We start from the raw sequence: 7265 nt of genomic DNA on the forward strand, positions 1-7265 counted from the left end.
GCCCTGCACCGGCCCTGCACCGCTCCCACCAGCGGCACCACGGGCTCGGCGTCGGCACCGGCGAACTGCTCGGCCGGCTGCGGCGCGCCACCGGCGCCGAGGCGTACCACACCGCCTACCGCGACGGCCTGATCACCGTGGTCGACACCACCGCCCCCGTCACCGACGCGGCCCACCCCTTCGTACCGGGCCCCGAGCAGCGCGCCCACGCCACCGCCCACGGCAAGGCGCTGCTCGCCGCACTGCCACGACCGCTGCGCCGCCGCTATCTCGCGGAGCACGGGATGGCCCGCTTCACCGAGCGGACCATCACCACGGCGGAGCGCTTCGAGGCCGAGGTGGACCGGGTGCGCGAGCAGGGCGTCGCCGTGTCCGTGGGCGAGGCGGACCTCGCGTACACCTGCCTCGCCGTCGCCCTGCCCGACCGTGGCGACGGCATCGTGCACGCGCTCTCCGTCTCGCTGCCCACCGCCGGCTTCCGGCAGCGGCAGGGCGACATCCGGGCCGCCCTCACCCGGGCGGTGCCCGGTTTTCCGGCCCTGCCGGAATCCTGACCGGGCCGACTGGCCGCCCCGGCCCGGGCGGCGCAGGCTGGCCCCATGATCTTCATCGCCGTACGTTTCACCGCCCGCCCCGACCACGCCGACGGCTGGCTCGACCTGGTGGCCGACTTCACCCGGGCCACCCGCGCGGAGCCCGGCAACCTCTTCTTCGACTGGTCGCGCAGCGTCGACGACCCGAACGTCTTCGTCCTCCTGGAGGCCTTCGCGGACGCCGAGGCGGGCGCGGCCCACGTCGCCTCCGCGCACTTCACGGCCGGCCTCGAAGCCATGGCCGGCGCCATCGCCACCACGCCCGAGATCATCAACGTCGAGGTGCCCCAGCAGGGTTGGGGCGCGATGGCGGAGCTGACCCCGACCGGCGCCTGAGCCCCGCTCCGGCCGGATCCGGAGGCTCCCCGCCGCCCGGGAACGCGCCCGGGAACGCCCTCCGCGAGCGTCCACGGCGCACCACGGATCACCCCCGCCCCGCCTGATAGGTTCGCGTGCACACGAAGGCGGGGCGGGCGGCCCGAGGGGAGCGCACATGGCGGTGAGCGGGCGGCAGACCGGCAGGCCCACCCTCGAGGAGGTCGCGGCCCGGGCGGGCGTCGGACGCGGCACCGTCTCCCGGGTCATCAACGGCTCCCCGCGGGTGAGCGAACAGGCCAAGGCCGCCGTCGAACGGGCCGTCGCCGAGCTGGGCTACGTCCCCAACCGGGCCGCCCGCGCCCTCGCCGGCAGCCGGACCGACGCCGTCGCCCTGGTCATCCCCGAGACCGAGGCACGGCTCTTCGCGGAGCCGTACTTCCTCGACATCATCCGCGGAGTGAGCAGCGAACTCGCCGACGCGGACAAGCAGTTGCTGCTCACCCTGATCCGCAGCGAGCAGGAGCGGCAGCGCTTCGAGCAGTACCTCGCCGCCCAGCGCGTCGACGGCGTCCTGCTCGTCTCCGTGCACGCCGCCGACCCCCTGCCCGACCAGGTCCGCGCCCTCGGTCTGCCCGCCGTCCTCAACGGCCGCCGCACCGAGGACGAACCCGTCGCCTTCGTGGACTCCGACAACACCGGGGCCGGCCGGGCCGCCGTCGCCCACCTCGCCGCGCGCGGCCGGCGGGTGATCGCCACGATCACCGGACCGCTCGACATGTACGTGGCCCGCTGCCGGCTCGACGGATACCGAGAGGGCCTGGCGGAGGCCGGACTCGACGCGGGCGAGGAACTCGTCGCCACCGGTGACTTCACCGAGGAGGGCGGTCGGCAGGCCATGCGGCGGCTGCTGGACCGCCGACCGGACCTGGACGCCGTCTTCGCCGCCTCCGACGTCATGGCGGCGGGCGCGCGCGGTGTCCTGCGCGAGGCCGGTCGCAGGGTCCCCGAGGACGTGGCGCTCGTCGGCGTCGACGACTCGGCCGTCGCCCGGCACATGGACCCGCCGCTGACCAGCGTCCGCCAGCCCATCGAGGAGATGGGCCGCACCATGGCCCGGCTGCTCCTCCAGGAGATCGCCGAGCCCGGCGAACCGGACGGGCAGCCCCGCCGGCTGCTCCCCACGGAACTCGTCGTCCGCGCCTCCTCCTGACCCCCGGCCCGTCCGCCGGACCCCCGCCGGCGCTGCGCCATGTGGCCCTGGTGCGTCCGGCGTTCACGCTGCACGGCACCCGGCGCCACGAACGCCCGGCTGTCCGCCACCTCGCCGTGGCCTGATCGCACCCGCACCGGGCAGGTGCCCGGGGGCCCGGGGGTGGGCGAGCCGCCCTCCCGGCCGTACCGCTTCGTTCGGGTGCGTCCAGCGGGCGGGGCGGCCGGGCGTGGGTTCGAATCGGGGCATGGCTTCCTACGACAGGCCCCGCGCGGGCGGCTCCCCGAGGCCGCTGGAGACCAGAGGCACCTGGTGGTACGCCGCCGTGGCGGGCGAGGCCGCCGGCTCGTTCAGCGCCCGGGTCCGCACCCGGACCCGGCGCGGCTGCCTCGGGGCGGTGCTCCTCCTCACCGTCGTCTACGCCGGACTCGTGCTCACCGCGACCGGCCGTCGCTGGGGCGACGCGGCCATGACCGGTCGGCGTCACCCTGCTCCGCGAGCACCCCTCGCTCACCGGGCTCACCACCCTCTCCCTGGTCCTCGGCTGCGTGCTGCTGCTCGCCACCGGGCTGATACGCAGGCGGTACGCCCTCACCGGCCTCGCCGCCGGCGGAGTCGTCACCGCCCTCGCCGTCACCGGACTCCTCCAGCGGTACGCCCCCCGACCCCGGGCCGCCGACACCGCGGGACTCCTGTCCAGCGGCTTCCCCAGCGCCCAGACCACGCTCGCCCTCGGCGTCGCGTTCGGTCTGGCCCTCGTCGTCCCCTACCGGCTGCGCAGCGTCGCCGTCGGCGCCGCCACGCTCTGGGCCGCCGCCGTCGGCGCCCACACCCTCGCCGCCGGCCAGCACCGCCCCGGCGACGTGATCGCCGCCGCCCTCGTCGTACTCGCCGTCTTCTGCGGCCTCCTCGCGCTCCTCGCCCGCAAGGGCAAGGTGCGCCCCGGCGCCCGCCGGGGCCCCGCCGCCCCCGGCCTCCCGGTCACCGTGCCGCTCGCCCTGCTCGCCGCCGCCGGGCTCGGGGCCGGCCTCTGGCTCCTGGGTGACACCCTCGCCCTGCCGGTCACCGCCCCCTACGACCCGGCCGAGCTCCGGCTCGCCCACCGCTGCGGCCAGGCCCTCGCCGCGGGTGTGGTCGCCGCCACCGGCCTCGTCCTGCTCGGTCTGCTCCGCCGCGTCGACACCGAGGGCGCCCCCACCCCGTACCGGCTCGGCGGACCCTTCGTCGAGGCCGCCGGCGTGCCCGCCGACGCCGAGGTCGTGGGCCCCTTTACCGAGGACCTCGATCACGAGATATCTTGATGTCGAGCAATCTCGCAGACGCAGACGTGGAGCGGAGTACCCGGTGACTGACTCGACCATCATCTACACCCACACTGACGAGGCGCCTGCCCTGGCGACGTACTCGTTCCTGCCCGTGATCCAGGCGTACGCCTCGCAGGCCGGAGTCACGGTCGAGACGCGGGACATCTCCCTCGCGGGCCGCATCATCGCCGTCTTCCCCGAGTTCCTGGAGGAGGGCCAGCGCATCGCCGACGCCCTCTCCGAGCTCGGCGACCTGGCCAAGACGCCCGGCGCCAACATCATCAAGCTGCCGAACGTCTCGGCGTCCATCCCGCAGCTGAAGGCCGCGATCGCCGAGCTCCAGGGCCAGGGCTACGCCCTCCCGGACTACCCGGACGACCCGAAGACGGACCAGGACAAGGACGTCCGCGCCCGCTACGACAAGATCAAGGGCTCGGCCGTCAACCCGGTCCTGCGCGAGGGCAACTCCGACCGCCGCGCGCCCGGCTCGGTCAAGAACTACGCCAAGAACCACCCCCACCGCATGGGCGCCTGGACCCCCGAGTCCAAGACCAACGTCGCCACCATGGCGGACAACGACTTCGCCTCCACCGAGAAGTCCGTCGTCGTCACCGAGGACGAGACCCTCCGCTTCGAGTTCACCGCCGCCGACGGCACCACCAGCGAGCTCCGCGCCCCGCTGAAGGTCATCGCCGGCGAGGTCGTCGACGCCGCCGTCATGCGCGCCGCCGCCCTGCGCACCTTCCTGAGCGAGCAGGTCGCCCGCGCCAAGGCCGACGACGTGCTCTTCTCCGTGCACCTCAAGGCCACGATGATGAAGGTCTCCGACCCGATCGTCTTCGGCCACGTGGTCCGCGCCTTCTTCCCCGCGACCTTCGCGAAGTACGGCGAGGTCCTCGCCGCCGCCGGCCTCTCCCCGAACGACGGCCTCGGCGGCGTCCTGAAGGGCGTCGACTCCCTCCCGCAGGGCGCCGAGATCAAGGCCTCCTTCGAGGCCGAGCTCGCCGACGGCCCCGCCCTGGCGATGGTCGACTCCGACAAGGGCATCACCAACCTGCACGTGCCGTCCGACGTCATCGTCGACGCCTCGATGCCGGCCATGATCCGCACCTCCGGCCACATGTGGGGCCCGGACGGCCAGGAGGCCGACACCCTCGCCGTCCTCCCGGACCACAGCTACTCCGGCGTGTACCAGGCCGTCATCGACGACTGCCGCGCCCACGGCGCCTTCGACCCGTCGACCATGGGCTCCGTACCCAACGTCGGCCTCATGGCCCAGAAGGCCGAGGAGTACGGCTCCCACGACAAGACCTTCGAGATCGCCGAGGCCGGCACCGTCCGCCTGGTCGACTCCCGGGGCACCGTCGTCCTGGAGCAGGAGGTCGCCGCGGGCGACATCTTCCGCGCCTGCCAGACCAAGGACCTGCCCATCCAGGACTGGGTCAAGCTCGCCGTCACCCGCGCCCGCGCCACCGGCGCCCCGGCCGTCTTCTGGCTGGACGAGAACCGCGCCCACGACGCGCAGCTCATCGCCAAGGTCAAGCAGTACCTGCCGGAGCACGACACCGAGGGCCTGGACATCAAGATCCTCTCCCCGGTCGAGGCCACGACGTTCTCCCTGGAGCGCATCCGCCGCGGCGAGGACACCATCTCCGTCACCGGCAACGTCCTGCGCGACTACCTGACCGACCTCTTCCCCATCCTGGAGCTGGGCACCAGCGCCAAGATGCTGTCGGTCGTCCCGCTCATGGCGGGCGGCGGCCTCTTCGAGACCGGCGCCGGCGGCTCCGCCCCGAAGCACGTCCAGCAGCTCGTCAAGGAGAACTACCTCCGCTGGGACAGCCTCGGCGAGTTCTTCGCCCTGGCCGCCAGCTTCGAGCACCTCGCGACCTCCACGGGCAATGCCCGCGCCCAGGTCCTCGCCGACACCCTCGACCGCGCCACCGGCACCTTCCTCAACGAGGACAAGTCGCCGACCCGTCGCCTCGGTGGTATCGACAACCGCGGCAGCCACTTCTACCTGTCCCTGTACTGGGCCCAGGAGCTGGCCGCCCAGACCGAGGACGCGGAGCTCGCCAAGGCCTTCGCCCCGCTGGCCGAGACCCTCTCGACCAACGAGCAGAAGATCGTCGACGAGCTGAACGCCGTCCAGGGCTCCCCGGCCGAGATCGGCGGCTACTACCAGCCCGACCCGGCCAAGGCCGCGGCCGTGATGCGCCCGTCCACCACCTTCAACGAGGCCGTCGCCACCCTCGCCTGATCCGGCCGGAGGAGGCCCCCGGGCCTCCTCCGCCCCGGCCCTCACGCGCGGGGCGCCGCCCCGGACGGAACTCCTCCGACCGGGGCGGTCCCGTCGGTGGCGCATCCGCCGTTCGGGTGTGAACCTGGATGGATGAGCTGGGCATCTTGGACGACCGCCGGTGTCTACACCGGGCGAGGTGGGGTGCTGACCGCCGAGGCGGGCGTGGTCACGGGAGATCTGACCGTGCACACGACCTGGGCCGACAGCGAGGCACGCGTGGCCGTGCAGTACAGCGGCGCGTCCGACTGGTTCACCATGTCGGGCAGTCCCGTTCCGTGCGCGTCGGAGGAGGAGAGCCGCGATCTGCACGACGCCGTCGTGGCAGCCGTCCGGGAGGGGAACGGGGCCACGGTCCCGAACCTGCCCGTGCCACCGGCCTGACGGACACCGGCACGACGGACACCGGCGTCGATCACCGATAAGTGTTATCCCTCCCTCGCCCGCGGGTCTCCGAACCACGGGGGACTCGCACCAGGGATGAGGGAGCAGATCCATGCACAGCGACGAGCGCCGCACCACCGCGCTGGTGGAGGCCGCCAGGGCCGGTGACGCGGACGCCAGGGACGCGCTGGTCCGCGCCTACCTGCCCCTCGTCCACAACATCGTCGGCCGGGCCCTCGACGGCCACGCCGACACGGACGACATCGTCCAGGAGACGATGGTCCGCGCCCTCGACGGCCTCGGCGGCCTCCGCGATCCGTCCCGCTTCCGGTCCTGGCTCGTCGCCATCGCCATGAACGGGATCCGCCGCCGCTGGCGCGAGCGCCAGCAGGCGCCCGTACCCGGCCTCGACCGGGCCGCCGACCTCGCCGACCCGGCGGCCGGAGACTTCACCGAGGTCACCATCCTGCGGCTCGGCCTGTCCGGGCAGCGCCGCGACGTGGCCCGGGCGACCCGCTGGCTCGACGACGACGACCGCGAACTGCTCGCCCTGTGGTGGCTGGAGGCCGCCGGCGAACTGACCCGCGCCGAACTCGCCGAGGGCCTCGGCGGGATAACCCCGCAGCACGCCGCCGTCCGCGTCCAGCGGATGAAGGAGCGGCTGGAGACCGGCCGCACCGTCGTCCGCGCCCTCGACGCCGTCCCGATCTGCCCCGACCTCGCGGAGACCGTCGACGCCTGGGACGGCCGTCCCTCCCCGCTCTGGCGCAAACGCGTCGCCCGCCACGTCCGCGACTGCACCGCCTGTACGGCACGGGTGAGCGGACGCAGCGGGCTGGCCCCCGTCGAGGGCCTGCTGGTCGGCCTCGGTCTCGTACCGCCGCTGGTGATCGGCCTCACCGAGGCGTCGGCCCCCGAGGCGCTCGCGTACGACACGGCGGCGTCGGCGTCGACCGTCCCCGACCCCACCGCCGCCACGCCGCTGTCCCCGGACGTGGCGGTCACCGGTCCGCAGTTCCCGGACGCGGACGTGACCGGCCCGCTGTCACCGGACGCGGCCGCCCTCGGCCCGCGGGGCTCGGACGCGGGCGTCACCGGCCCGCTGTCCCCGGGCCCGGCTGCCCCCGCCCCGCAGTCCCCGGACGCGGGGCGGGGGC

General features: G+C 74.3%; 7 protein-coding genes. All 7 read left to right on the plus strand.

All coding sequences use genetic code 11. The annotated features are described in order from the left end of the window. Positions 1 to 554, plus strand: a 554-nt coding sequence (locus EAO70_RS01795) for an IclR family transcriptional regulator C-terminal domain-containing protein (RefSeq protein ID WP_148001282.1), incomplete at its 5' end; no start/stop codon positions are given. A gap of 45 nt (positions 555 to 599) precedes the next feature. Beyond that, positions 600 to 929, plus strand: a complete 330-nt coding sequence (locus tag EAO70_RS01800) for a putative quinol monooxygenase (RefSeq protein ID WP_148001277.1) — start codon at positions 600 to 602, stop codon at positions 927 to 929. 157 nt (positions 930 to 1086) lie between these two features. Beyond that, complete coding sequence (locus tag EAO70_RS01805) at positions 1087 to 2121, plus strand: LacI family DNA-binding transcriptional regulator (protein ID WP_148001278.1); 1035 nt, start codon at positions 1087 to 1089, stop codon at positions 2119 to 2121. Positions 2122 to 2669: 548 nt separating this feature from the next. Next, complete coding sequence (locus tag EAO70_RS01810; RefSeq protein WP_261992589.1) at positions 2670 to 3422, plus strand: phosphatase PAP2 family protein; 753 nt, start codon at positions 2670 to 2672, stop codon at positions 3420 to 3422. Between the two features lie 43 nt (positions 3423 to 3465). Then, positions 3466 to 5685, plus strand: a complete 2220-nt coding sequence (locus EAO70_RS01815) for an NADP-dependent isocitrate dehydrogenase (protein WP_148001279.1) — start codon at positions 3466 to 3468, stop codon at positions 5683 to 5685. Between the two features lie 132 nt (positions 5686 to 5817). After that, positions 5818 to 6108 carry a hypothetical protein gene (locus EAO70_RS01820; RefSeq protein ID WP_148001280.1) on the plus strand — a complete coding sequence of 97 codons (291 nt, stop codon included), beginning with the start codon at positions 5818 to 5820 and terminating at the stop codon, positions 6106 to 6108. A 112-nt stretch (positions 6109 to 6220) separates the two neighbouring features. Continuing rightward, positions 6221 to 7265, plus strand: a 1045-nt coding sequence (locus EAO70_RS01825) for a sigma-70 family RNA polymerase sigma factor (RefSeq protein WP_261992590.1), incomplete at its 3' end; no start/stop codon positions are given.

This window comes from Streptomyces sp. adm13(2018), from assembly GCF_008042145.1.
In the GTDB taxonomy this organism is placed as follows: domain Bacteria; phylum Actinomycetota; class Actinomycetes; order Streptomycetales; family Streptomycetaceae; genus Streptomyces.